Here is a 25,242-nt window from a genome sequence, read left to right as displayed (position 1 = left end):
GCGATGTGAAGATGAAGGTAGATGGTGTTTTTGCTGGTGGAGGCGTTAAAGCCTTTTCGTTCATTGGAGCCGTGCAAGTAATGGAGGAAAAGGGGTTTGAGTTTGATCATGTTGCGGGTACAAGTGCCGGCTCATTAGTAGCAGCCCTAATTAAATCAGGATATACAAGTGAAGAATTATATTCTTTGCTAGATGAATTAGATGTAGAAACCTTCAAAGACGAAAGAATGTCTTTACTTCCGTTTCCAATAGCGAAATGGATTCATCTGTATTTTAAATTTGGCCTCTATCGTGGTGATGCATTAGAAAAGTGGTTAAAAGAGGCGTTAGCTAAAAAAGGTGTTAGGACGTTTGCAGACTTACCTAATGGATCATTGAAATTGATTGCATCTGATTTAACACGCGGTCGATTGGTAGTCTTGCCAGATGATCTAAAGCGATATGGTGTCATAGCAGAAAAATTTTCGGTTGCAAGAGCAGTTCGAATGAGTTGCAGCATTCCGTTTTTCTTTGAACCGGTGAAAATATATAGTCGTGGTAGTAGTAGGAAACCATCTTATGTTGTTGATGGTGGGATATTAAGTAACTTTCCAATGTTTTTATTTCGCAATGGCAAAATTAAAAAGTACCGTAAGCCAGTCATAGGTTTTCAGCTCACACCTGAAATTAATCTATTACCGAAAAATAAGATGAATAATGCAATTGATATGTATCGTGCATTGTTTGAAACGATGAGTAATGCGCATGACCTCCGTTATATTGATGATCAGCATGCTAAAAATGTTGTTTTTATTCCGGTTATAGATGTAAAAGCAACAGATTTTGAACTAACAGATGGGCAAAAAAAAGAATTAGTTCATTTAGGGAGAGATGAAACAGAGCAGTTTTTACGGAGTTGGGCTTACTAAGATGAGGGACACATAAATGAATGTGGGATAAAGGGAAGAGATTGAAATTTGACAAGCAATGGTTTTGTTCATTATAAGAATGTCTGAAAGTAGAACATTTTCAGACATTCTTAAATCGTTGTAGGTGTTCAACACGACATTAGCTAAAATTGGAGCTGCCGCGTTTTATTTATTTAAAATAAAGCGCGATTTTTTTTCTTGTTTTTCTTACCTTCTATGACTTTAAAATTATGATCCGGTCTTTTTTTGCGAATCAGTGGTTCCGGTTTCTTTTTTGACCGGATTGGTTGAACATTTGCTTGTCGTTTAGATGGATGTTGTTTGTTGTGATGCTGGCTTGTTTTCTTTGCCTTGCGAATTTGGGCTCTAGTTGGGCCGGAACGTGATGGGAATAGTGGTGTTCCATAACGTCTAGACATGACCAATCGATAGATGAAGAAGATAAGTCCAGCGATTACAATAACCCAAAGCAGCTGTCTTAATAAAGCAAGAGGGTTAAAAAGTGAGATGACCAGTCCAACAATAGAAAGTCCGATAATGATCGGCAAAATAAACTTCATTATGGAATTCATTTAATCCACCTCCAAACGTTAATAAACGTATCTACGATGTGTCCAAGCCTATTATTTTATAATCTGTATTCTACATCTTACATCGAATTCCCTCTATTTTTCAACTAGGACTTCCTTTCACACTATACCCGTTATGATGGAACTTTAATCATTTCGAATGGGACTACTCATTAATGGGACATACTATTTGTGGAGGTGTTGAATATGGAGAAACAAACAATGGAACAACAGATGTCATTTGCAGCAAAAGTCGCTGTAATTGGCTTTTTTGGTGGGTTGATTTGGTCATTAGTTGGTTATTTTGCTTTTTATTTTAAGTTTATTCGTGTAGGTCCAGCTTTAGCACTAATGCCTTTTGTTTTAGGTGAGTGGAAAGATACATATATCGGCCAATTAGTTGGAATTGGTTTGATATCAGTATTGTCGATTGGGATTGCTTTTTTATACAAGTTGCTCTTACAAAAGGTTAATAGTATGTGGGCAGGGGTTGTATACGGGCTAGTATTATGGGTGAGTGTTTTCTTTTTGTTAAATCCGATTTTTCCAGGATTGAAGTCTGTTCAAAACCTTGATTTTAATACGATTATTACATCTGTATGCCTATACGTCTTATATGGAACATTTATAGGCTATTCAATTTCTTTTCAGTATGCAGAAGAAAGGCAAAAATAACAAGCACTGAAAAAGTGGATTTGTATTTTTTCAGTGGCTTCTGTTTTTAAATTTTTTCAATGTCCATTATAAGGAAGGACCTCACTCAAATATGGTACAATGATAAGAAATGATTGTATGAGGGGAGAGAGACCTTTTGAAGCGTATTTATGTCATTAATGGCCCGAATTTAAATCGTTTAGGCTTACGAGAGCCAGATGTATACGGGCATAAAACGTTAGCAGACTTAGAAGAGTTTATTGAAAAGAAGGGGAAGCAGCATTCATGTGAGGTTCTTTGCTTTCAATCGAATAGTGAAGGGCAAATCATTGATAGGATTCATGAAGCTGGTGATAAGAACATAAGTATGATTATAAATCCAGGTGCCTATACACATTATAGTTATGCGATTCGTGATGCAATTGCGAGTGTGTCTGTTCCTGTGATGGAAGTGCACATTTCAAATGTTCATGCAAGAGAATCCTTTCGTCAGCACTCCGTAACAGCAGCTGTAGCGAAAGGGCAAATCGTTGGTCTAGGATTTAAAGGGTATGAGCTAGCGTTATTAGCATTGTTGGAAGGAGAGGTCGAATGAGTAGACTTGAAGCGTTACGTGAACAATTTAGCGAGCATGACATTGAGGCGCTCCTCATTACAAGCTCGTATAATCGGCGATATATGGCCAACTTCACAGGAACAGCAGGTGTTGCTCTTATTACAAATAAGGAAGCAATCTTTATAACTGATTTTCGTTATGTGGAACAGGCGAAGGAGCAGGCAAAAGGGTTTGAGATTGTTGAACATACTGGTCCAATATTTGCTGAAGTGGCAAAACAATGTCAGAAATATAAGGTGAAGAAGCTTGGATTTGAGCAATCACATATTACATATGAATACTACCAGCTATATCATCAAGCACTCGTTGATGCAACGCTTGTACCAGTTAGTGGACTTGTAGAAGAGCTTCGCTTAACGAAAGATGCAACTGAAATTCAAAGAGTACAAGTAGCAGCGAATATTGCTGATGCAGCCTTTGAACATATCATTTCTTACATTCGTCCAGGTTTAAAAGAAGTCGAGGTAGCGAATGAATTAGAGTTCTTTATGCGTAAAGAGGGGGCGACGAGCTCATCATTTGATATGATTGTTGCTTCAGGTTATCGTTCAGCATTGCCTCATGGGGTGGCAAGTGAGAAAGTAATAGAATTAGGAGAGCTCGTGACTCTCGATTTTGGGGCATTGTTAAATGGTTATTGCTCTGATATGACACGTACTGTTGCTGTAGGATCGATTAATGATCAATTAAAAGAAATTTATGATACGGTATTGCAAGCACAATTAAAAGGAATGGAAGGTATTAAGCCAGGATTGACTGGTAAAGAGGCTGATGCCCTAACACGTGATTACATTGAGGAAAAAGGGTATGGCGCTTACTTTGGACATTCAACAGGTCATGGTCTTGGGATGGAAGTACATGAAGGACCACGCTTATCAAAAATGTCGAAAACAGTTTTAAAGCCAGGAATGATTGTGACCGTTGAGCCTGGGATCTATATAGCTGGTGTAGGTGGAACGCGAATTGAGGATGATACGTTAATTACAGCAGACGGAAATCGTTCATTTACTCATTCAACGAAAGAACTCATTTATGTCGGTAAGTAAATAAAATGACAGAGAAAGTTTTTCCAAGCTGTGGTATAGTAGATAACGTGATGTCATGTCAAAGCTCGGAATATGGAGGAATAAAGAATGATTTCAGTTAATGATTTTAAAACAGGTTTAACGATTGAAGTGGATGGTGGAATTTGGCAAGTGATGGAATTCCAACATGTCAAACCGGGAAAAGGGGCGGCATTTGTTCGTTCAAAGCTACGTAATTTACGTACTGGATCGGTTCAAGAGAAGACTTTTCGTGCAGGAGAGAAAGTATCGAAGGCACATATTGAAAATCGTCGTATGCAATATTTATATGCGAATGGTGACATGCATGCGTTTATGGATAATGAAACGTATGATCAAATTGAGCTGGCAACAGCGCAGATTGAGCACGAGCTTCAATTCCTAAAGGAAAACATGGAAGTTCAAATTATAAGCTATGAAGGTGAGACGTTAGGCGTAGAGGTTCCTAATACGGTTGAATTAGAAGTGACAGAAACAGAACCAGGTATTAAAGGGGACACCGCGTCAGGAGGAACGAAGCCTGCAACTGTTGAAACGGGCTTAACCGTCCAAGTTCCTTTCTTTGTCAACCAAGGTGATGTTCTCATTATTGATACACGTAGCAGTGCATATGTTTCACGTGCGTAGTTGTGATAGAAGAGTTTCAAAAGGTGTTCTAAACCCTTTTAAAACTCTTTTTTTATAAGAATTGATGAAATTCGATATATTTAATCTTGGAAGAAAAGCGCTGTGCGTTTTTTTCTTATCGTTTTTAGGGGTTTATCAAAAGGTAAAAAAGACCTTTTGATAAATCCCTTTTTCTTAGGTTCTGAATTTATGATTTAGCTCATAGGTTGTACAAAGTGAGTGTGAGGGGTGAAGTGGTGAAAACGTGGTTCTTTTCAATTGAAGTTGCACTGTTAATAATGGTTGGATTACGTCTTGTCTCAGGGCTGATTGAATTAGCAGCTGCCGCTCTTATGTTGCGCTTGAACAGTGTAGAAAAGGCAATAGCGGTTAATGCAGCTCTTGCCATTATTGGACCAACCATTCTAATTGTTTCGATCAGTATCGGTTTAATTGGAATGAAAGATCAACTCTCATTTATAAAGATTGCTTTCATTGCTTCGGGAGTTACGCTCATTTTGATTGGTTTAGCAAAATAATAAAGGAGGAGAAGACGATGATCCAAGAAATTAGTTCAGTCCTACCCCATTCCGTTAGACAATTATTGAAGCAAATGGATCGAACGGTTTTCTCAACAATAGAAGAAATACGCTTACGCATGAACAAGCCTCTTGAAGTCATATCAGCAGGTCTTCCCTATTATCCACGCCAACAAGATAAAGTATATGTTGTCTCAGCAGATGATGCGAAATTCGTTATGAATCAGCTTAGCCAATACTCGATTTATGCTTTTGAAGAAGAACTACGTCGAGGGTTTATCACAATAGCAGGAGGTCATCGTGTTGGACTAGCTGGTAAAGTCATTTTAGAAAAAGGTTCAGTGAAAACATTGCGTGATATTAGTTCCTTTAATATTCGAGTTGCCCGGCAAGCAATTGGATCAGCTGAACCACTACTATCCAAGCTTTATCAAGGAAGCTGGTGTAATACGATACTAATTGGACCACCGCAAACAGGTAAAACAACCCTGCTACGTGATTTAGCAAGAATCATTAGTCAAGGAATAAAAAAACGACACATTCCGGCGCTGAAAGTTGGAATTGTGGATGAACGTTCAGAAATTGCAGCGAGTCTAAGGGGCGTCCCGCAGCTTGAGTTAGGTGCTCGCGTAGACGTTTTAGATGGATGTCCGAAAGCAGAAGGAATGATGATGCTCATTCGTTCGATGAGCCCCGACGTTTTAATCGTTGATGAAATTGGAAGAGAAGAGGATGTCACAGCCGTCCAAGAGGCACTTCATGCAGGAGTAAAAGTGATGACGACCGCCCATGGATACTCATTGGAGGATGTTGAGAAGCGTCCAACCTTAAGGCCTTTATTTGAAATGAGTGCGTTTGAACGTTGTGTTGAATTAACTCGTACTCAAAAACCTGGTGAAATTAAGCGAATTCGAAATCAATATAAGAAAGATTTGGTGAGTGTGACGTGAGATGGATCGGTTCTCTCATGATAATCCTTGTCACTACGTGGATTGGTTTTGAGTATGCTAAGCGTTTAAGTGATAGGCCTAAACAATTAAGACAACTAAAAGTAGCTGTTCAGTCATTGGAAGCAGAGATGATGTACGGGTTAACACCGTTAGCTCAAGCTGCTGATCATATTGCTAAGCAGCTGCCTAAGCCAGTTAGTACAGTGTTTCAATCGTTTTCAGAAAAGCTACTAGAGCAAGAGCATAGCGCCTTTGAGGCGTGGCAAGCAAGTATTGATGTTGTTTGGCCTACGACGGCTCTTTTAGATAGTGAACGTGAAGTGATGCTACAATTTGGAGCGACACTCGGACAGCATGATCGTGATCAGCAACAAAAGCAAATTCATTTAACGTTAGCTCATCTGGCAAGAGAGGAGCAAGAAGCACGCGAGAGGCAACATCGTTATGAAAAGATGGTAAAAAGCTTAGGCTTTTTAGCAGGCTTACTAGTTGTCATCCTATTGGTGTAAGAAGGAGGAGAGGTTGTGATGTATGATGTGAACACCATCTTTCAAATTGCTGGAATTGGCATCGTCGTCGCGATGATTCACACGGTATTGAAGCAGATGGGGAAAGAAGATTGGGCACATTGGGTCACCCTAATTGGGTTTGTCGTCGTTCTATATATGGTTGCAACAATTGTTGATGATTTATTTCAGAAAATCAGAGGTGTGTTTTTGTTTCAAGGGTGAGGTGAGTGGCGATTGATATTATTCAAATTGTTGGGTTAGGGTTAATCGCAACTTTCCTAGCCCTAGTTGTGAAGGAACAAAAGCCGATGTTTGCCTTTATGCTGACAGTCTTTGTTGGTGTATTAATCTTTCTATTTCTCATTGATGAGATTGTCAAAATCATCGAGATGCTTGAAGGAATAGCAGAACGAGCTGATCTTAATATGATGTATTTGCAAACAATCCTAAAAATTATCGGTATTGCCTATATCGCAGAGTTTGGTTCTCAAATAGCTAAAGACGCTGGACAAGCTGCTATTGCTTCAAAAATTGAATTAGCGGGGAAAATTTTAATACTTGTGCTTGCTATTCCGATTTTAACAGCTGTCATTGAGATGGTGTTGTCATTATTACCAACCTAAAAAGAAGGTTGAGGTGTTCTTTGTTGAAGCGAGTTGGTTTCTTTCTCATTGTCCTTCTATTCGTTGTAACATGTTTCCCAGTTATGACCTTCGCTGAAGCAGAACCTTTTAATGAAGAAGGTTTCATTGAGCGTCAAGTAGAGAACTTACAACTAGATGAAGTAATCGAATATTGGGAGGAAATTTCAACGGAATATGGGGGATTTCTCCCCGAAAGTCAAAAGGGTTCCTTTATGGATTTTATTAAAGGGGACAAGCAATTCTCCTTTAAGGACTGGGGCATTGGCTTTGTGAAATATTTACTACATGAATTAGTCGTAAATGGAAAATTGTTAGGATCTCTTATTTTATTGACAGTCTTTTGCATGATTCTCCAATCTCTTCAAAATGCATTTGAGAAACAGACCGTTAGTAAGGTCGCTTATGCCATTACGTATATGGTTTTAATGATTATTGCATTAAATAGTTTCCGAGTAGCTATTACGTATGCCACAGACGCTGTTAATTCAATGATTCATTTTATGATAGCTCTGCTTCCACTCATGCTTGCGATGATGGCGGCAATTGGTAATATAACGACAGCAGCACTATTTCACCCTTTAATTATTTTTTTAGTAAACATGAGTGGGTTTTTCATTCAAAAAATCGTTCTACCACTTTTATTTTTGTCGGCCGTATTAAGTATTGTTAGTACGTTAACAGACCATTACAAAGTGTCCAAGCTTGCTACGTTCTTACGAAATATAGCGGTTGGTTCATTAGGTATCTTTCTAACCATTTTTCTTGGTGTCATTTCAGTTCAAGGAGCAGCTACAGCCGTTTCAGATGGTGTGACGGTAAGAACGGCTAAGTTTTTAGCAGGGAATTTAGTTCCAGTCGTTGGTCGGATGTTTACAGATGCTGCGGATACAGTCATGAGCGCCTCGCTATTATTGAAAAATACAATTGGACTAGCAGGATTAGGGATTTTACTCATGCTTTGTGCATTTCCGGCGATGAAGGTGCTTTCACTCGCAATTATCTTCAACTTATCAGCCGCTGTTTTACAGCCACTTGGTGGTGGGCCTATTATTGAATGTTTATCGATTATAGGAAAAGCGGTTATGTTTGTCTTTGCTGCACTTGCCGTTGTTTGTCTGATGTTCTTTTTAGCTATTACGATTATGATTGCGGCTGGAAATGTGTCGCTGATGATGAGGTGAGGGAGGTAACTGAAAAAGTACAAATTAAGAGGTCACCATAAAAAGTGAGGAGGGAGTGAAATGGAAAGTTTAACAGGCTGGTTAACGACCATTATTCTTATTATTTTGTTGGCAACGATATTGGAGCTGATGCTACCGAACTCTCATATTCAGCGTTATGTGAAGCTTGTTGTTGGGCTATTATTATTAGTCGCTATGCTACAGCCACTATTATCTATTTTCACAGAAGATGTGGATGAATGGCTCGTTTCATTGTCTGTTCAGACAGATGAAACAGAAAAAGTAGTCCAAGAAGCAATAAATTTGCAAAAAAAAGAGATAGAGTTGGGACAACGTGCATATATTTCTGAACAGATGGCTGTCCAATTGGAGAATCAAGTTAAAGATGAATTGCGAGAGGGATACGATTTGGAAATAGCGAGTATAGAGGTTGAACTACTGTGGGAGGGTGAGCCAGAAACGATTCAAGATGCCATTGACTCATTAGAAGTCATCCATACATTCGTTTATACAGAGCTAGAAGAGGAACAGTCTGAATCTGACGCTAGTGTTGAGACTGTTCAACCGATTCGCATTGATATTACCGAATCGAATCAAATCGATGATGACGAGCAACAAGAATTCGAATCATTAGCAGATGTTCAACAATTTCTTGCTCACAATTGGGATGTGCCAAAAGAAAAGATTCAAGTCGCGTGGGAAGGGGGGAAACAAGCAAAGTGAAGCAGAATGAAGAAAAGGATCAGAAGTGGCTCCAATCATTAATGAAAAAATCCAATAATGGAAAAAACCGACGTCTCCCTCTCCATTATCTAGTCCTTCTTGGCTGCTTAGGTGTTGCCCTAATGATTATGGGAAACCTTATGTCTGATCAAAATGAAACGGATGAAGCTTTGCCTGTTTATAACGAAAGTGAGGATGTAGACGAGGTTGAAGAAGCTTTTAAACGGGACAGGTCAGCAGAACCTAATTCGATGGAAGGCTATGAAATGCGTTATGAAAATCAATTAAAAGAGTTACTGGAACAAATGATTGGATTGTCTGATGTTTCGGTCATGGTGAATTTAGCTGAAACAGAACGATCTGTCTATGAAAGGGACAGTGTCACAAAAGAACAACTGACAGATGAAACGGATCGAGAAGGTGGAAAGAGAACGGTTGATGATCGCACGAGAGAAGAACAAGTTGTTATTATTCGAGAAGGTGATAAGGAAGTTCCAATCCTTATTCATAAAGAAAAACCAGAAGTAAGAGGGGTGCTCGTTGTTGCACAAGGTGTTGAAAATGCAAATTCGAAGAGTCAAGTGATTGAAGCAGTGAGTCGTGTATTAGATGTACCATCACATCGCATTTCGGTTATGCCGAAAAAAACTAAGGAGGGCTCTTAATGGTCTTGAAAAAACAAACAGTTTGGTTATTAACAATGCTTAGCTTAATTATTGTCTTATCCGTGTATTATGTCATCCCAACTGATCCAGGACAAAATGATTTCGCCTATTCTGATGAGGATCTCGAAGGGGATGAACTGCAAGACGGCGATGAGAATGAAATAAGTGATCAAGAAGATTTAGAGCTAGAAAGTGATGACGTGAATGCCGTCTTAGGCAATATCGCTGATGAGATAGATGTAGCAATAGAAGAAGGAGAATATGGAGAGATTTCAACAATTTCAACGAATGAAGCATTTACGACGATTCGAATGGAAGTACAGGCAAATCGAGATCGCTTAAAAGAAGAATACACAAAAATTCGTGCTTCAGAAGAGGCTACAGCAGAAGAAAAAGCTGATGCACATCAATTGGAAGCAGATCTACATCAGCTTCAAAATGATGAAGTCATTTTAGAACAACTCATTATGGCAAAAGGGTTTGATGATGCACTTGTTTTGGCTGATCAGGAGCAGGTTAGAGTTCTTGTACAATCAGAGGAACTTTCTCGTGAGCAAGCAAATGAATTACTACAATTAACGATTTCACAATTGAACCTTAATTTAGATGAAACGAGTATTGCGGTGGGACATACAGGCATGAATAAGTAATGATGAAATGTATAAAATGAAGAAGAGTTCTATCTATTAAGTAGTGAGATAGGACTCTTTTTCTTTGACTTTAACGATTGCACATGACGTAATTAAGAATTTATAAATGTTGCAGAAGAAAATTAGGGAAGAACTGAGGAAGAAGTAGGCGAATTCGAAAAGACGCTACCGTATTTTTCTTATCAAAAGGTGACTGATGGTGCGTTCTTTGATATAATACGCAAAGATCATATAATGAGGAGCGATTATGAAATGGAATGGAATGATTTAACTGAAGGAGCGAAAGCCGTACTTGAGCAAACGCGTAATATGAAAAATGATCACATCCAAATTGTTGAATTTGAAATTGGTTTTGAACAGCAAATTGAAGATGCGGATGAAGGTATATATAAAGTGTCCATTCAAGAGGACGATTATCAAAGCCTAAAGAAATATACGCAAGAAAATGAGTACGGAGATAAATATCACATGGCTCGAAATAAAAATATAGTCAAAATCATTTTACTTGAAGATGGTAAGATTCCTGAGAACTTATCAGAATTCCCTGTTTTCCGTCAATATAAAAAAGACTATACACCTCGTACAACAGAAGTAGAGGTTCATGAGGAAGAATAAAATAACAATTGATTTGATAGGCAGGTTTTTCTAACATGCTTGTCGAATGAATTGAAATATATAATTAAGTTGCGTACTGCATGGGAAGAAGAAGGAGTGTTTACAATGTTAACAGTAAATGAACTAAAAGATTTAATTAAAGCATTAGATGATTCAAATATCGATGAATTGAAGTTTGAACAAGAAGGCTCCAAGCTTGTGTTAAAAAAGCAAAAAGAGCTACAAGTAGTCGAACAAGCTCCAGTTGCTGTTCAGCAAACTCAGGCACCAATTGCACAATCAACACCTACACAGGCAACTTCAACTTCGCAAAGTGCTCGAGGAGAAGAAGCGCCAGTTCAAGCAACAAATGCTAACTTACATACGATCACTTCACCAATGGTAGGGACCTTTTATTCATCTCCATCACCTGACTCAGATCCTTATGTACAAACGGGAGATCAAGTGCAAGCAAACTCAGTTGTCTGTATCGTTGAAGCAATGAAATTAATGAACGAAATTGAAGCAGAAGTAAGTGGGAAGGTTGTTGAAATTTTAGCTGAAAATGGTGAACTTGTTGAATACGGCCAACCACTATTCGTAGTCGAGCCTGCTTAGTATAGGAGAGAGAACAGATGATTAGAAAAGTTTTAATTGCCAATCGAGGGGAGATTGCGGTCAGAATCATCCGCGCTTGTCGGGAAATGAATATTGAAACAGTCGCTGTTTATTCGGAAGCGGACAAAGATTCGTTACACGTACGCTTAGCAGATGAGGCTTATTGTATTGGTCCGACCGCAGCAAATCAAAGCTATTTAAATGTAACGAATATTATGAGTGTGGCGACGTTAACGGAAACAGATGCGATTCATCCAGGGTATGGATTTTTAGCTGAAAATGCTGATTTTGCTGAAATTTGTGCAGCGTGTAATATAACATTTATAGGTCCAAGTCCTAATGCGATTAGTCAAATGGGAACAAAAGATGTTGCACGTAAGACAATGGAAAAAGCTGGTGTTCCAATTGTTCCTGGTTCAAATGGAATTGTTGAAACTGTTGAAGACGGCTTGAAGGTGGCAAATGAGATCGGCTTTCCTGTTATTATTAAAGCAACCGCTGGTGGTGGCGGTAAAGGAATTCGCGTTGCACGTACACCAGAAGAATTGAAAAAAGGAATGAACATTACTCAGCAGGAAGCAGCTACTAACTTTGGAAATCCAGGTATTTATATAGAAAAATACATCGAGGATTTCCGTCATGTTGAAATTCAAGTATTAGCTGATTTACATGGTAATACAATCCATTTAGGAGAGCGTGATTGTAGTATTCAACGTAGACTACAGAAGTTACTTGAAGAAACACCGTCGCCGGCTATTTCCGAAAGTAAAAGGAGAGAAATGGGAGAAGCTGCAGTGAACGCAGCTAAAGCTGTTCAATATGCGGGGGCAGGAACGGTTGAATTTATTTATGACCATAATAGTGGCGATTTTTATTTTATGGAAATGAATACACGTATTCAAGTTGAGCACCCGGTGACAGAGATGGTAACAGGAATTGATTTAATTAAGGAGCAAATCCGGGTTGCGAGTGGCGAACAATTAACGTATAAGCAAGAGGATGTTACATTCCAAGGCTGGTCGATTGAATGTCGGATTAATGCCGAAAACCCGGCAAAGAACTTCATGCCTGCACCTGGTCGAATTAACCAATATTTAGCTCCAGGTGGACTTGGGGTACGTGTTGATTCTGCCGCTTACCCTGATTACATGATTACTCCTTATTATGATTCAATGATTGCGAAAGTCATTACACATGGTGCGACGAGAGAAGAGGCTATTGCAAAAATGATTCGCGCTTTAGAAGAATTCGAAGTTGAAGGGCCTGGTGTCGAAACGACCATTCCTTTCCATTTACGATTACTTCAGCATGAGACGTTTGTTTCGGGGCACTTTAATACTAAATTTCTAGAAGAGCATGATGTCATGGCTATATCATTAAATAAATAGGAGGGAAGAATATGAATGAAAATCCTAGTTTGGAATTAGAAGAGCAAAAATCAGAGCTTGGTAAGGTTGAGATTTCTCCTGAAGTGATTGAGGTCATTGCTGGAATCGCTGCTTCTGAGGTAGATGGTGTAGCAACGATGCGAGGGAATTTTGCTACAGGTGTAGCTGAAAAGCTCGGACGAAAGAATCACGGTAAAGGGGTTAAGGTTGAACTCGAAGAAGAAGGAATTACAATCGATGTATCGGTCGTCATTACATATGGTGTATCCGTACCTGATGTGGCGAACTTGATTCAATCGAATGTGAAGCAAGCACTTCAAACGATGACAGCAATTGATGTTCAAGCTGTCAATGTACATGTTGTTGGTGTGCAGTTTGAAACGGTTGAAGCAAACCAAGATGAGCTATAATAGAAGTAGAAGTAAGACAGCCTTGAAGATTGATTAAGGCTGTCTTCTTTTCTTATTTAATTGGAACGAGGTATAAGGGAATAGTAGTATAATTGCTGCATGTTCATCAATGGATAAAATTCGCATATAAGCGTAAAAGACGTTGTTCTTCGAAAAGAAAACATGGTATGCTATCAACATAACAAACTGCAAGTTTACGGTAAAAGGAGTCAAACAAATGAATCGAAGAGTAGCAAGGTTACGAGCAGCACAAGCTTTGTACCAAATGGATCTAGCAAAAAGTGATACGGAACAAGCGATTGAAAGCGTTGTGGGTGAAGAAGAAAAACCAAGTGAATTTTTTCTTGAGCTTGTGAATGGGACAAGTACACAAATTGCTAAGATTGATGAGATTATTATGAACAGCTTACAAGGCTGGACCATTAGTCGAATGGGGCTCGTCGATCGTGCTATTGTACGGATGATGGTATATGAAATGAAATACATAGATGATATTCCTGTCAACGTGACTTTAAATGAAGGAATTGAGCTTGCGAAAGCATTCGGAGGGGACGAATCTGGGAAATTTGTGAATGGTGTCCTTTCAAAAGCGCTTGAAACGATTAAGGGGGAGTAAATGATGACTGCACAACTATTAAATGGTAAAGAGTTAGCTGCTAAAAAAAGGGAAAAAATGAAAGAAAAAGTTAAAGGTTTAGTTGAACAAAACGTAACTCCAGGACTAGCGGTTATTCTAATTGGTGAAAATCCAGCATCGCAAACATATGTAAGGGCAAAACAAAAAGCCTGTGCTGATGTCGGTATTTATTCTAGGCTCATTGAACGTCCTGAAAGTATTTCTGAGATAGAATTACTTCAAGAGATCGATCTACTAAACAATGACCCGGCTATTGATGGGATTCTGGTCCAACTACCATTACCTAAACATATTACAGAACAGGCTGTCATTGAAAGGATTGCTCCAGAAAAAGATGTAGACGGGTTTCATCCAATTAGTATTGGGAAAATGATGACAGGTGAGGATACGTTTTTGCCTTGTACCCCTTATGGTGTCGTAGAGATGATGAAAGAGGCTAAATTGCAACTTGAGGGTCAGCATGTTGTTGTTGTTGGGCGTAGCAATATTGTTGGAAAACCAGTCGGACAATTACTATTAAATGAGAATGCAACCGTTACATATTGCCATTCACGTACGAAGGATATGAGAGGGCTAACGACTCAAGCAGATATTCTAATTGTTGCTGTTGGTCGTCCAAAATTTATTAAAGCTGATGATGTTAAAGATGGGGCAGTTGTCGTAGATGTCGGTATAAATCGTGTAGATGGTAAATTATGTGGGGACGTTGATTTTGATGACGTGAAAGAAAAGGCTTCTTATCTTACACCTGTACCAGGTGGAGTTGGGCCGATGACGATAACAATGCTCTTAGAAAATACGATACAATCTGCACAACAGCGGAAATAGGTGAACGTATGTCCGTTGAATCCATTTATACGATTACGGAATTAACACGCTACATCAAAAATCAATTTGAATATGATCCTGTTTTACAAAGTGTGTGGCTCAGAGGAGAGCTCTCAAATGTGAAGCGTCATAGTCGTGGACATTTATACTTTACGGTCAAGGATGAAAATTCTCGTGTGCAAGCGGTCATGTTTGCTGGACATAACCGCTTTCTTACCTTTAAACCAGAAAGCGGAATGAAGGTATTAATCCGAGGAGAAATCAATGTATATGAGCCTTATGGACAATACCAGCTATATGCTAAGGAAATGCAACCTGATGGAATAGGGAGTCTATTCCTTGCATATGAGGAACTGAAGAAGCTGTTAGAACGTGAAGGGTTATTTGCTGAATCAAGAAAGAAGGAATTACCACGATTCCCGAATCGGATTGCCGTAATAACCTCACCAACAGGGGCTGCTATTCGTGATATTGTGACGACTTTAAAACGGCGCTATCCACTTGCGCAAGTAACGTTACTACCAGTGCTCGTTCAAGGTGATCAAGCTCCGACCTCTATTAAGAATGCGATTGAACGAGTAGATATCGCTAACTGCTTTGATGTGTTAATAGTAGGTCGTGGAGGAGGTTCGATAGAAGAGCTGTGGGCATTTAATGATGAAGGAGTGGCAAGGGCAATTGCTTCTGCCCAAGTGCCAATTATTTCAGCAGTCGGTCATGAAACGGATTATACGATTAGTGACTTTGTAGCTGATCTTCGTGCTCCTACCCCTACTGGAGCAGCTGAGCTTGCCGTACCGGATGTAAATGAGCTAAATCGCCATGTGAAAAGCTTATCAACTCGACTGTTCCAGCGAATGAACGACACCATTTTTCGGGAAAAATCTCGTCATGAGCGCTTAGTTCATTCGTATGCTTTTCGCTATCCTGAACAGTTATTGAAACAAAAGGAGCAGCAGCTTGATGTTGCTTTGGATAAGTTAAAAAGAGGAATGTCAGCACGGTTGTTAGAGCCAGGGCATTTATTAGACAAGCTCGATCAAAGGCTACTTTCTGCCCACCCAGAGCGAAAGTTAGATATGGCTATACAAGAGCAGAAAGGATTAAAAGATCGTTTGAAATCATCGCTCATTGAACTATTAAAGAGTAAACGAAACCCTTTTGAACAAAAAATAAATGAATTACATCTTTTAAGTCCGTTAAGATTAATGGAACGTGGGTATAACTTAGCCTATGATGACAAGAAAGCATTAATTAAAACGGTTAAAAGCGTTAAAAAAGGTTCGGCATTAAACGTCCGCTTGAAGGATGGATATGTTCATTGTCACGTTGTAAAGGTGAGCTCGTTATTAGAGGAGGAAGAGAGCAATGTCAGAGGAAAAGGATAAAACATTTGAAGAAGCGATGTCTGAACTAGAAGTAGTTGTTGAAAAGCTTGAGCAAGGTGACGTACCTTTGGAGGAAGCGATTGCGATGTTTCAAGAGGGCATGACCTTGTCTAAGCTTTGTCATGAGAAGCTCGAAAAGGTTGAAAAACAAATGGATCAGATTTTACATGAGGATGGTGAGGTCGAAGTACTCGCCTTTCAGGAGGACGAATCATCGTGACATCTCTACGTGCATTTTTACAGCAAAGTAAACAACTTGTAGAAAAACGGCTTCCTAAGCAGATTCAAGCTATGCAAGCACCTGAACAACTGAAGAAGGCCATGCTCTATTCTTTAAATGCCGGTGGAAAAAGAGTTCGACCAGCTTTTGTGTTTGCAACGTTAAAGAGCTTTGGTGCTCCGCTCGAACGAGGGATTGATGTTGCGTGTGCGCTTGAAATGATTCATACGTATTCGTTAGTCCACGATGATCTTCCAGCAATGGATGATGATGACTTAAGAAGAGGAAAGCCAACGAATCACAAAGTGTTTGGCGAAGCATTAGCCATTTTAGCTGGTGATGCATTATTAACATATAGCTTTCAGTTACTTTCTTCCTTAGATAAAGACTATGCAACTGACAAGCAAAAAGTGGAGCTAATTCATGAAATTTCACGTGCAGCTGGTCCGGCAGGGATGGTGGGTGGTCAAGTAGCTGATATGGCAGGTGAGGATCAATCATTAACCCTTGATGAACTCGTATATATTCATCATCATAAAACAGGCGATTTACTAACAGCCTCAGTTATGTCAGGTGCCATTTTAGCGGAAGCTAGTGAGGATGATTGTAAGCTGCTACGCCAATTTTCAAAAGAATTAGGCCTCATCTTCCAAATCAAGGATGATCTATTGGATGTTGAAGGTGATGCCTCCGTTATTGGCAAGCCAGTGGGAAGCGACGTTGATAATAACAAAAGTACATATCCTAATTTATTAGGACTAGATGGTGCGAAAGAGAAACTTTCGGAGCATATGTCGTTAGCGAAAGAATATATATACGGTATAAATATCGACCATTCTATATTGATTGGGTTAACAGATTATATTGCGAACCGTGATCATTAGGCCCATCCATTTCCATTGAGCTTTTACCTTGACACGTGATATAATAGTTTAATACGAGAGTGGTGCAGTATTCTAGTCAGTCCTCCAATCTTGAAGGCGGGCCTAAAAATCCGCCAAAGGGCACATCGATGAAGCTCCTTGTTTTGGCTTGAGGCGCCCAGCCTTGGGTCTAAGCTGGGAGAAAAGGTAAAAGGGCGATCCACAAAGGCATGTGGGCGATGACCCTTTTACTGTGGAGGCCCAAAAAGCCGTTCAATGTTTATTGAGTAAGGTTATTGGGTATGAACCTGTAAGGCGAGTTGGGACTCGTCTGCAGCGTAGCCTGCCTTGAGTGGAGAGTGAGGGGATTATAGAACAAGAGATTCGTTGTTGTCGGCCAACAATGGCGATCTTACCTATATGAAATCATCTCTGCAAAAGAGGATAAAAGATTGGCACGGGATTGCTGAGGAAATCTCCTAGACTGTTCGCTCGACATTTAAAGAGGATTGCAGTGTAGACTAAGTGGTAATCTAGTCTGACGACTGGTGACAGCGTCAATCTCGGTTTAAAGGGAAACCGCCAGTGCGGCGACGCATTGGAACTGAGGTGGGAAATCCTACTGGACCTAAGCTATAGAGTTTACTCTTTAAATGGCCACTCTCTTACATAATGGATGTAAAAGGTGACGATCAATTATAATGAAGCATTTTATGAAATCAATACATTGGAGTATATGGATTGCCGTTATCACTTTAGTGCTAGCGGCTATTTTTTCAGTCATCTCGACTTTTATTTTAAGCGGAGTGACATGGGCGATCGGTATGGTGATTGTCTTTATTATTGTGATTTTAGGTGTGTTCTTTGATACAATAGGTGTAGCTGCAACAGCGGCAGATGAGAAGCCGTTTCATGCTATGGCTTCTGAACGGTTAAAAGGGGCGAGGCAAGCGGTTCAAATAACAAGGAATGCCGACCGATTTGCGAACTTTTGCAATGATGTGATCGGTGATATTTCTGGTATTATTAGTGGAACGGCCTCGGCATATGTTGTCATACAATTTGCTTTACAATTAGGATATCATGATGCTTCAGTACAATACTTAGTAATTTCGGTATTATTTACGAGTGTAGTCGCAGCCTTAACTGTAGGTGGCAAAGCGATAGGTAAAACACTTGCGATTCATTATTCAACACCGATTATTTTCCAAGTAGGTAGATTATTATATGTTTTAGAGGTAAGATTAAAGATCAAAGTATTTTCGAACAATGGAAAAAAGAAAAAAGATAAACTGACTCGAAAGTGAGGGTTCCTTTATGAATCTAGAGGACTTCAAAGACCCAAGCGAATTAAAGCATTATTCGAACGGAGAGCTTGCGCAATTAGCAAACGATATTAGAAAGTTTTTGATTGAAAAACTATCCGTAACTGGCGGACATCTGGGGCCGAATTTAGGTGTTGTGGAACTAACGTTAATTCTCCATCAATTATTTGAAAGCCCTAAAGACAAGTTCATTTGGGATGTTGGACACCAAGCATATGTTCACAAAATACTAACTGGAAGAGCCGGTCAATTTGACCAACTTCGTCAATATAAAGGATTATGTGGTTTTCCGAAGCGTAATGAAAGTGACCATGACGTTTGGGAGACCGGTCATAGTTCAACTTCTTTGTCTGCTGCGATGGGAATGGCGACAGCGCGTGATATAAAAGGTACGGATGAATCTGTTGTTGCCATTATTGGTGATGGTGCACTAACAGGTGGGATGGCACTTGAGGCGCTGAATCATATTGGACATGAGCAAACAGATTTAATTGTCGTCTTAAATGATAATGAAATGTCAATTGCGCCGAACGTTGGCGCCCTTCATAATGTACTTGGAAGACTGCGTACGGCTGGAAAATATAAAAAAGCAAAAGAAGAGCTAGAGCAATTAATCAAGAAGATTCCGGCTTTTGGTGGAAAAATTGCTTCAACAGCTGAACGTGTAAAGGATAGCCTGAAATATTTATTAGTATCGGGTATTTTCTTTGAGGAATTAGGCTTCACTTACTTAGGACCAGTTGATGGCCATGACTTAGAGGACTTGGCTGAGAATATGAAATATGCGAAAAAGACTAAAGGACCTGTACTCATTCATGTTTTGACGAAAAAAGGGAAAGGCTACAAGCCAGCTGAGCTAGATGCAAAAGGTACATGGCACGGATTAGGCCCATATAAAATTGAATCTGGCGAAGTGGTAAAAAAGCCTGGACCACCAAGCTATAGTGGAGTGTTTGCAGAAACGTTAAAAACAATAGCTCGTGAAGATAAGCGAATTGTGGCATTAACTGCGGCAATGCCTGGAGGAACAAAGCTCGATGTATTTGCTAAGGAATTCCCTGAGCGTATGTTCGATGTTGGAATTGCTGAACAGCATGCTACGACAATGGCTGGAGGTTTAGCGACTCAGGGCATGAAGCCTGTATTTGCTGTTTACTCGACATTCCTACAACGAGGCTACGATCAACTTGTGCATGATGTATGTCGTCAAAATTTAAATGTTCTATTTGCGATTGATCGAGCTGGCTTAGTTGGTGCGGATGGTGAAACGCATCAAGGTGTATTTGATATTGCTTATTTGCGTCATCTTCCGAATATGAAAATCTTAATGCCTAAGGATGAAAATGAGCTTCAGCACATGATCTATACGGCAACTCAATATGACGGTGGTCCGATTGCAGTTCGTTACCCAAGAGGAAATGGTTATGGTGTGAAAATGGACAAGCAGCTTCAGCAGCTACCTATTGGAAAATGGGAGGTTCTTCGTGAAGGGACAGATGCCTGCATTTTGACGTTTGCAACGATGATACCAGTTGCTGATGAAGCGGTAAGTATATTGCAATCACAAGGTCTCTCGGTTAAGCTCATTAATGCTAATTCCGTTAAACCGTTAGATGAGAATATGCTCCGAGATATTGCAAAATTAAACATTCCAGTGCTTACTCTTGAAGAGGCAGCATTACAAGGTGGTTTTGGAAGTGCTGTACTTGAGTTTTTCCAAGAAAATCAATTTATGGTATCGATGAAACGGATGGGCATACCTGATGAATTTATTGAGCATGGAAGTGTGAATGAGCTACTTGAGGAGATTGGCTTAACCTCAGCGAATGTTGCTGACCAACTACAAACGTTATTGCCACAACGTAGACAAAGGGCGTAGGTGAATGGCTAAGAAGGAACGTATTGATGTTTTACTTGTTGAACGTGGACTGTTTGAAACAAGGGAAAAGGCGAAGCGTGCAATTATGGCTGGACTCGTCTTTTCTGGAACAGAGAGGCTTGATAAGCCAGGAGTAAAGATCGATAGCTCGATCGCATTGGAAATAAAGGGAAATCCAATTCCATATGTTAGTCGGGGAGGGCTTAAATTAGAAAAGGCTCTTCGCGTATTTCCGATTTCCCTTCAAGATAAGCTTGTCATCGATATTGGTGCTTCAACAGGAGGCTTTACCGATTGCGCCTTACAAAATGGGGCAAAAGCTGTTTATGCGATTGATGTCGGCTATAACCAATTATCATGGAAGCTTAGGCAGGATAAGCGTGTTGTCGTCATGGAACGCACGAATTTTCGTTATGTAGAACACGCGGATTTGCAAAAAGGGCTTCCGCAATTTGCTTGTATGGATGTTTCGTTTATCTCGATTAAGTTAATTTTACCTGTGTTAAAATCACTTCTCCTACCTGGGAGTGATGTTGTGGCGCTCATTAAACCTCAATTTGAGGCGGGACGTGAGCAAGTTGGAAAGAAAGGAATCATTCGTGATCCAAGTATTCACGAAGATGTCGTTAAACGAATGATTGACTTTTCTCTTAAGCAAGGCTACTCCGTTTTAGGGTTGGAATACTCTCCTATTAAAGGAGGAGAAGGAAATATTGAATTTCTCCTTCATCTACAATCTGTAGAGGAAATGAGCAACGTGCACCTTTGTGATCGAATTTCTGTTGAAGAAGTTGTGGAACACGCGCATGAACAATTGAAATCGCTGTGAAAGAGGTGCTATGGCACTTCTTTTTTATTAAGAAAAGACGCTACAAATTTTTTTGTATCAGATTTTAGAAGTGTTTTATATTAAAAGGTAAGTAGAGAAAATTCATCGAGGGCTAATCAAAGAGGATGTAGGCGGCTTTGTAGTGGGCGTCGACTTCTTCGTACGTTACACATTCTTCTGGAAGAACCCACTTTCAGAAAAGCTCAACTTCTTTATAACGGCTGCGCACCACTCCATTAAGAAAAGACACCACTGCGTTTTTCTTATTGTATTCTTGTTCGTTTATGTAGATAATGGTAGTAGTGAGAAATGAAAAGAGATAGGTGAAACGATATGAATAAAGGACAGCGTCATATTAAAATTCGAGAGATTATTACGAATGGTGAAGTTGAAACGCAGGATGATTTAGTCGAACAATTGAGACAAGCTGGTTATAACGTTACACAAGCTACGGTTTCTCGAGATATTAAAGAGCTACATCTCGTTAAGGTGCCGATGATGGACGGACGATATAAATATAGCTTGCCTGCAGACCAACGTTTTAATCCGTTACAAAAATTAAAGCGCTCGCTTATGGATAGCTTTGTTAGTATTGATCGATCAGATAATTTGATTGTCATGAAAACATTACCAGGGAATGCCAATGCGATCGGTGCCTTAATTGATAATTTAGATTGGTCTGAAATTATGGGAACAATTTGTGGAGATGATACTATTCTCATTATTTGCAAGACGAAGGAAAAAGGTTTGTCATTGACGGAAAGATTTTTAGAAATGCTTTAAGGGTGGTGAAGGTGTGTTAGTCGAACTATCGATCAAACATTTTGCCATAATTGATCAATTAACCGTTCCTTTTCAAAAAGGGCTAACGGTCATAACTGGTGAAACAGGTGCAGGTAAATCGATTATCATTGATGCTATTGGATTATTGCTAGGTGGACGTGGATCGGCTGATTATGTGCGATATGGTGAGAAACGTGCTGAAATTGAAGGGTTATTTCACGTTGATGAGGGCAATAGGGCAGTAGAAAAAGCAAAAGATCTTGGAATTGATGTCTCAGATCAGATGTTTATTTTACGTCGAGATATTACAGCACAAGGTAAAAGTATTTGTCGTATTAATGGGAAAATGGTGACGATAGCCATTTTACGTGAGATTGGCCAAACACTTGTTGACATTCATGGACAACATGAGCATCAAAGCTTAATGCAGCCAGAGCATCATTTGCATTTATTAGATGAATATGCAGGTATCTCATTGAAGAGAACGAAGATCGAATACCAAGAGTTATACAAAAAGGCGATGCAGCTCCAACAGCAAGTTGTTCGATTTAGTACGAATGAGCAAGAAATGGCACAAAAGGTGGATTTATATCAATTTCAGCTTAAAGAAATTGAGCAAGCTCAGTTAGAACCGTTAGAAGATGAACGTTTATTAGAAGAGCGACATAAGCTGCAGCATAGTGAGAAGCTTTTCTCTCTGTTACAGGACAGCTACCAAAGCTTATATGGTGAAAATCGCGGTTTGGATTTTCTTGCTAATGCAACGGCTCATTTGGAAGAAGCGGCGACAATTGATACGGAGCTCACTGCATTACATGAAAATGTTAGTAATAGCTTTTATTTACTTGAGGAAGCAGCTTTTACGTTGCGAAATCAGATGGAACTTATTGAATTTGACCCAGTAAGATTAGAAGTTGTGGAAAGTCGACTATATGAATTAACTCAGTTGAAGAGGAAGTATGGGTCAACTGTTGAAGAAATCATGGAGTATGCGGCAAAGATTGAAGAGGAGCTTGATTCACTTGTTCATAAAGACGATCGATTAAGTGAGTTGGTAGCCGATTTAGAAGCAACGTGGAAGGATTTATATGTTGAAGCTCACACGTTGACAAAGCTAAGGAAAGAAGCATCTCATAAATTAAAAGATGCGATACATTCTCAGCTTCGTTCCCTTTACATGGGAAAAACAGAATTTGATGTTTCGATTCAGTCTCGTGTAGGAACAAAAGAGTCTCCAATTATTGATGGACAAGCGGTATCGTTTAACGAAGGTGGAAAGGATGAAATTGAATTTTATTTATCAGCGAATCCCGGAGAGCCTTTGAAACCATTAGCTAAAGTTGCGTCAGGTGGAGAAATTTCTAGAATTATGTTGGCAATTAAATCAATTTTTTCTCATCAGGAAGGGATTACGTCTGTCATTTTCGATGAGGTAGATACGGGGGTAAGTGGACGGGTCGCTCAAGCGATCGCAGAAAAAATTCATCGTATTTCCGAGGGCTCACAAGTATTATGTATTACGCATTTACCACAAGTGGCGGCAATGGCTGATACTCACCTTTATATTTCTAAAAACGAAGAAAACCAACGTGTTAGAACGTCAGTGGATGCATTAACTAAGGAAGAAAAGGTAAATGAAATTGCCCGAATGATTTCTGGCGTTGAAGTGACAGATTTGACAAAACAGCATGCGAATGAGCTTTTACAGCTTGCTGAAACGCTAAAAGTGTAAGCATTACAAAAGCTAACCAATTTAGGTTAGCTTTTTTCTTTTTCTGTAGTTATAAATGTTGTGTCGCAAGGCAACATTAGTATTACAGCCATCTTTGGAGGTGTGGGCAAGGAGCTAGGAGAGTGAAGTGATGAGAGGCGATGCAATTAGAAAGGGAATCGGTGTTGTTTTTCTTATCGTTGTCGTGTGTATAGGTTTTTCTGATAACGTACAAGAATGGGTACATGTCCCGAATAGTATAACCGTATTTGAAGAAGATTTTGCACCAATTGATGAGGCGACCAAAGCATTACAGGCTGTCCCTACTTCAACGGTTGGAGCAGACACGGAGCAAGTGAAGTTTGAGGTTGGAAATTTTCCAGTAAAAAATATTGATGTGAACGTATTACCGAAAAAAGAAGTTATACCTGGTGGTCAATCCATTGGGGTTAAGTTAAATACAGAAGGGGTGCTCGTTGTTGGTCATCATTTAATTGAAACAGATGATGCGAGCCTTTCCCCAGGTGAAGAAGCAGGAATTGAAGTTGGAGATATGATTACGCACATTGATGGGGAAGAAATACAGCGAATGAGCCAAGTTGGTGACTATGTACAAACAGCAGGTGATGAGGAACGTGCATTGGAAATTCGCTTAAAGCGTGACCAGAAAGCATATGAAAAAACATTGCAGCCAGTAAAAGCTAAAGGGGAGCATTCTTATAGAATGGGCTTGTACATTCGCGATTCTGCGGCTGGTGTTGGTACATTAACGTTTTATGATCCAGAATCAAAAAATTATGGTGCGTTAGGTCATGTCATTTCTGATGTTGATACGAAAAGGCCGATTATTGTTCATGATGGACAAATTATTCGATCTTCTGTTACTTCAATTGAAAAAGGAAGCAATGGAGATCCGGGAGAAAAATTAGCTAGCTTATCGAAAAAAAGAGATGTTTTAGGTTCAATTGAGAAAAATAGCTCGTTTGGTATTTTTGGTAAGTTAGAAAAAGCTGATTTAAAAAACCACATACACGATGAAAGTATGCCTGTTTCTCTATCGACAAACGTAAAAGAAGGACCAGCAAAAATTTTAACAGTTTTAGAAGGGGAAGAAGTACAGGAGTTTGATATTGAAATTATTAGCTCTGTACCGCAAAAACAACCAGCTACAAAAGGTATGGTGATTAAAGTGACCGATCCTAAGTTGTTGGAAGCTACAGGAGGAATTGTTCAAGGCATGAGTGGAAGCCCGATCATTCAAGATGGAAAATTAGTTGGAGCTGTTACTCATGTTTTTGTAAATGATCCAACCTCTGGGTATGGTTGCCACATTGAATGGATGCTAGAAGAAGCTGGTGTGATTGAAGAAGAAGCAAAAGCTAGCTAAATGTAGAGGCCGCTGAAAAAGGAGAATGATTTCTTTTCGGTGGCCTTTTATTTGTAACAAATAAAGACGTTCATAAAAAAAGGATCATTTTTTTAAAAAAGTAT

Annotated in this window: 30 protein-coding genes; 29 read left to right on the top strand and 1 reads right to left on the bottom strand. The window is 39.5% G+C overall.

Translation table 11 applies throughout. The features are described 5' to 3' along the window. Positions 1–11 precede the first annotated feature (11 nt). Positions 12–908 carry a patatin-like phospholipase family protein gene (locus MW695_RS14490; protein ID WP_247106064.1) on the top strand — a complete coding sequence of 299 codons (897 nt, stop codon included), beginning with the start codon at positions 12–14 and terminating at the stop codon, positions 906–908. A gap of 173 nt (positions 909–1,081) precedes the next feature. On the opposite strand, the gene MW695_RS14485 is transcribed toward MW695_RS14490, so the two are convergent. Further along, positions 1,082–1,480 (bottom strand): SA1362 family protein, encoded by a 399-nt coding sequence (locus MW695_RS14485; RefSeq protein WP_247106063.1) that lies wholly within the window; start codon positions 1,478–1,480, stop codon positions 1,082–1,084. A 204-nt stretch (positions 1,481–1,684) separates the two neighbouring features. On the opposite strand from MW695_RS14485, the gene MW695_RS14480 reads away from it, so the two are divergent. The 28 genes from MW695_RS14480 to spoIVB all read left to right on the top strand — a co-directional run bounded on the left by MW695_RS14480 (position 1,685) and on the right by spoIVB (position 25,138). Beyond that, positions 1,685–2,152: a YqhR family membrane protein gene (locus MW695_RS14480; protein ID WP_247106062.1), complete on the top strand. Its 468-nt coding sequence runs from the start codon at positions 1,685–1,687 to the stop codon at positions 2,150–2,152. Positions 2,153–2,288: 136 nt separating this feature from the next. After that, positions 2,289–2,726 (top strand): type II 3-dehydroquinate dehydratase, encoded by a 438-nt coding sequence (gene aroQ, locus MW695_RS14475; protein ID WP_247106061.1) that lies wholly within the window; start codon positions 2,289–2,291, stop codon positions 2,724–2,726. Next, complete coding sequence (locus MW695_RS14470; RefSeq protein ID WP_247106060.1) at positions 2,723–3,793, top strand: M24 family metallopeptidase; 1,071 nt, start codon at positions 2,723–2,725, stop codon at positions 3,791–3,793. Before aroQ ends, MW695_RS14470 begins: the two co-directional genes overlap by 4 nt. An 87-nt stretch (positions 3,794–3,880) precedes the next feature. Next, positions 3,881–4,438: an elongation factor P gene (gene efp, locus MW695_RS14465; protein ID WP_247106059.1), complete on the top strand. Its 558-nt coding sequence runs from the start codon at positions 3,881–3,883 to the stop codon at positions 4,436–4,438. Between the two features lie 236 nt (positions 4,439–4,674). Next, complete coding sequence (locus tag MW695_RS14460; RefSeq protein ID WP_247106058.1) at positions 4,675–4,956, top strand: DUF2619 domain-containing protein; 282 nt, start codon at positions 4,675–4,677, stop codon at positions 4,954–4,956. A gap of 20 nt (positions 4,957–4,976) precedes the next feature. Continuing rightward, positions 4,977–5,906, top strand: coding sequence for a stage III sporulation protein AA (gene spoIIIAA / locus MW695_RS14455; protein ID WP_247106175.1), 930 nt, complete (start codon positions 4,977–4,979; stop codon positions 5,904–5,906). Continuing rightward, complete coding sequence (gene spoIIIAB, locus MW695_RS14450) at positions 5,903–6,415, top strand: stage III sporulation protein SpoIIIAB (RefSeq protein WP_247106057.1); 513 nt, start codon at positions 5,903–5,905, stop codon at positions 6,413–6,415. Before spoIIIAA ends, spoIIIAB begins: the two co-directional genes overlap by 4 nt. A 15-nt stretch (positions 6,416–6,430) precedes the next feature. Continuing rightward, complete coding sequence (spoIIIAC, locus tag MW695_RS14445; protein ID WP_148296518.1) at positions 6,431–6,637, top strand: stage III sporulation protein AC; 207 nt, start codon at positions 6,431–6,433, stop codon at positions 6,635–6,637. 5 nt (positions 6,638–6,642) lie between these two features. Then, positions 6,643–7,038 carry a stage III sporulation protein AD gene (gene spoIIIAD, locus MW695_RS14440; protein ID WP_247106056.1) on the top strand — a complete coding sequence of 132 codons (396 nt, stop codon included), beginning with the start codon at positions 6,643–6,645 and terminating at the stop codon, positions 7,036–7,038. A 20-nt stretch (positions 7,039–7,058) separates the two neighbouring features. Beyond that, positions 7,059–8,240: a stage III sporulation protein AE gene (spoIIIAE, locus tag MW695_RS14435; protein WP_373647452.1), complete on the top strand. Its 1,182-nt coding sequence runs from the start codon at positions 7,059–7,061 to the stop codon at positions 8,238–8,240. 60 nt (positions 8,241–8,300) lie between these two features. Further along, positions 8,301–8,963 carry a stage III sporulation protein AF gene (gene spoIIIAF / locus MW695_RS14430; RefSeq protein WP_247106055.1) on the top strand — a complete coding sequence of 221 codons (663 nt, stop codon included), beginning with the start codon at positions 8,301–8,303 and terminating at the stop codon, positions 8,961–8,963. Further along, positions 8,960–9,628 (top strand): stage III sporulation protein AG, encoded by a 669-nt coding sequence (gene spoIIIAG, locus MW695_RS14425; protein WP_247106054.1) that lies wholly within the window; start codon positions 8,960–8,962, stop codon positions 9,626–9,628. The genes spoIIIAF and spoIIIAG overlap by 4 nt, the downstream gene beginning before the upstream one ends. After that, the gene (locus MW695_RS14420; protein WP_247106053.1) at positions 9,628–10,278 is read left to right on the top strand and encodes a SpoIIIAH-like family protein; all 651 of its coding nucleotides are present in this window, start codon (positions 9,628–9,630) and stop codon (positions 10,276–10,278) included. The genes spoIIIAG and MW695_RS14420 overlap by 1 nt, the downstream gene beginning before the upstream one ends. 252 nt (positions 10,279–10,530) lie before the next feature. Further along, positions 10,531–10,893, top strand: coding sequence for a hypothetical protein (locus tag MW695_RS14415; RefSeq protein WP_247106052.1), 363 nt, complete (start codon positions 10,531–10,533; stop codon positions 10,891–10,893). 105 nt (positions 10,894–10,998) lie between these two features. Further along, entirely contained in the window at positions 10,999–11,490 is a 492-nt protein-coding gene (gene accB, locus MW695_RS14410) for an acetyl-CoA carboxylase biotin carboxyl carrier protein (RefSeq protein ID WP_247106051.1), read from the top strand. A gap of 17 nt (positions 11,491–11,507) precedes the next feature. After that, complete coding sequence (accC, locus tag MW695_RS14405; RefSeq protein WP_247106050.1) at positions 11,508–12,878, top strand: acetyl-CoA carboxylase biotin carboxylase subunit; 1,371 nt, start codon at positions 11,508–11,510, stop codon at positions 12,876–12,878. A gap of 11 nt (positions 12,879–12,889) precedes the next feature. After that, the gene (locus MW695_RS14400; protein WP_247106049.1) at positions 12,890–13,288 is read left to right on the top strand and encodes an Asp23/Gls24 family envelope stress response protein; all 399 of its coding nucleotides are present in this window, start codon (positions 12,890–12,892) and stop codon (positions 13,286–13,288) included. A 217-nt stretch (positions 13,289–13,505) separates the two neighbouring features. After that, positions 13,506–13,904: a transcription antitermination factor NusB gene (nusB, locus tag MW695_RS14395; RefSeq protein ID WP_247106048.1), complete on the top strand. Its 399-nt coding sequence runs from the start codon at positions 13,506–13,508 to the stop codon at positions 13,902–13,904. 3 nt (positions 13,905–13,907) lie between these two features. Then, positions 13,908–14,753: a bifunctional methylenetetrahydrofolate dehydrogenase/methenyltetrahydrofolate cyclohydrolase FolD gene (gene folD / locus MW695_RS14390; RefSeq protein ID WP_247106047.1), complete on the top strand. Its 846-nt coding sequence runs from the start codon at positions 13,908–13,910 to the stop codon at positions 14,751–14,753. Positions 14,754–14,761: 8 nt separating this feature from the next. Next, positions 14,762–16,141 (top strand): exodeoxyribonuclease VII large subunit, encoded by a 1,380-nt coding sequence (gene xseA / locus MW695_RS14385; protein ID WP_247106046.1) that lies wholly within the window; start codon positions 14,762–14,764, stop codon positions 16,139–16,141. Beyond that, positions 16,122–16,361 carry an exodeoxyribonuclease VII small subunit gene (locus MW695_RS14380; RefSeq protein WP_247106045.1) on the top strand — a complete coding sequence of 80 codons (240 nt, stop codon included), beginning with the start codon at positions 16,122–16,124 and terminating at the stop codon, positions 16,359–16,361. Before xseA ends, MW695_RS14380 begins: the two co-directional genes overlap by 20 nt. Further along, on the top strand, positions 16,355–17,245 hold the full coding sequence (locus tag MW695_RS14375) for a polyprenyl synthetase family protein (protein WP_308446094.1): 891 nt from the start codon (positions 16,355–16,357) through the stop codon (positions 17,243–17,245). Before MW695_RS14380 ends, MW695_RS14375 begins: the two co-directional genes overlap by 7 nt. Before the next feature lie 680 nt (positions 17,246–17,925). Then, complete coding sequence (locus MW695_RS14370; RefSeq protein WP_247106044.1) at positions 17,926–18,531, top strand: CNNM metal transporter family protein; 606 nt, start codon at positions 17,926–17,928, stop codon at positions 18,529–18,531. Between the two features lie 10 nt (positions 18,532–18,541). Beyond that, positions 18,542–20,428, top strand: a complete 1,887-nt coding sequence (gene dxs / locus MW695_RS14365; RefSeq protein WP_247106043.1) for a 1-deoxy-D-xylulose-5-phosphate synthase — start codon at positions 18,542–18,544, stop codon at positions 20,426–20,428. A 4-nt stretch (positions 20,429–20,432) separates the two neighbouring features. Beyond that, positions 20,433–21,257, top strand: coding sequence for a TlyA family RNA methyltransferase (locus MW695_RS14360; RefSeq protein WP_247106042.1), 825 nt, complete (start codon positions 20,433–20,435; stop codon positions 21,255–21,257). Positions 21,258–21,590: 333 nt separating this feature from the next. Next, a complete protein-coding gene (ahrC, locus tag MW695_RS14355) occupies positions 21,591–22,040 on the top strand; it encodes a transcriptional regulator AhrC/ArgR (RefSeq protein ID WP_247106041.1) in 450 nt (149 codons plus the stop codon). A gap of 13 nt (positions 22,041–22,053) precedes the next feature. Further along, positions 22,054–23,772 (top strand): DNA repair protein RecN, encoded by a 1,719-nt coding sequence (recN, locus tag MW695_RS14350; protein WP_247106040.1) that lies wholly within the window; start codon positions 22,054–22,056, stop codon positions 23,770–23,772. A 130-nt stretch (positions 23,773–23,902) separates the two neighbouring features. After that, positions 23,903–25,138 carry a SpoIVB peptidase gene (spoIVB, locus tag MW695_RS14345; protein WP_247106039.1) on the top strand — a complete coding sequence of 412 codons (1,236 nt, stop codon included), beginning with the start codon at positions 23,903–23,905 and terminating at the stop codon, positions 25,136–25,138. The last annotated feature ends 104 nt before the right edge of the window (positions 25,139–25,242 follow it).

It is taken from the genome of Halalkalibacter sp. APA_J-10(15), from assembly GCF_023017105.1.
GTDB lineage: Bacteria > Bacillota > Bacilli > Bacillales > Bacillaceae_D > Halalkalibacter.
The sequence above is the reverse complement of the archived record's forward strand: the minus strand, read 5'-3'. Positions and strand labels throughout refer to the sequence as shown.